This window comes from Microseira wollei NIES-4236, assembly GCF_020521235.1.
GTDB classification, from domain to species: Bacteria; Cyanobacteriota; Cyanobacteriia; order Cyanobacteriales; family Aerosakkonemataceae; genus Microseira; species Microseira wollei.
In genome coordinates this window covers 1-361 of sequence record NZ_BLAY01000599.1, presented here as the reverse complement: position 1 = coordinate 361, position 361 = coordinate 1, and the positions used below count along the sequence as shown (strand labels likewise).

Annotated in this window: 1 protein-coding gene; it reads right to left on the bottom strand. The window is 52.1% G+C overall.

Features of this window, described 5'->3' with window-relative positions:
* Nucleotides 1–128: 128 nt before the first annotated feature.
* Nucleotides 129–278: a hypothetical protein gene (locus MiSe_RS49985; RefSeq protein WP_226595065.1), complete on the bottom strand. Its 150-nt coding sequence runs from the start codon at nucleotides 276–278 to the stop codon at nucleotides 129–131.
* Nucleotides 279–361 lie beyond the last annotated feature (83 nt).

The following is a 361-nucleotide window of genomic DNA, read 5'->3' as shown; positions in this document are numbered from 1 at the left end:
CCCTACATTGATTTATGGTTGTCGGGGCACGGCATTCTGCCATCTTTGGTTGATACCAAAGGTGATTGACGCCGTGCCCCTACATTGATTTATGGTTGTCGGGGCACGGCATTCTGCCATCTTTGGTATCAACCAAAGGTGATTGACGCCTTGCCCCTACATTGATTTATGGTTGTCGGGGCACGGCATTCTGCCATCTTTGGTTGATACCAAACGTTATTACACGCCGTGCCTCTACCGGCAAACCTGCCACCCCATTCCTTGTCGGGGCACGGCATTCTGCCATCTTTGGTGGATACCAAAGGTGATTGACGCCGTGCCCCTACATTGATTTATGGTTGTCGGGGCACGGCATTCTGCC

Excerpts from the sequence above, each read along its gene's own strand:
- MiSe_RS49985 (WP_226595065.1), bottom strand. The coding sequence starts at position 278 with ATGCCGTGCCCCGACAAGGAATGGGGTGGCAGGTTTGCCGGTAGAGGC.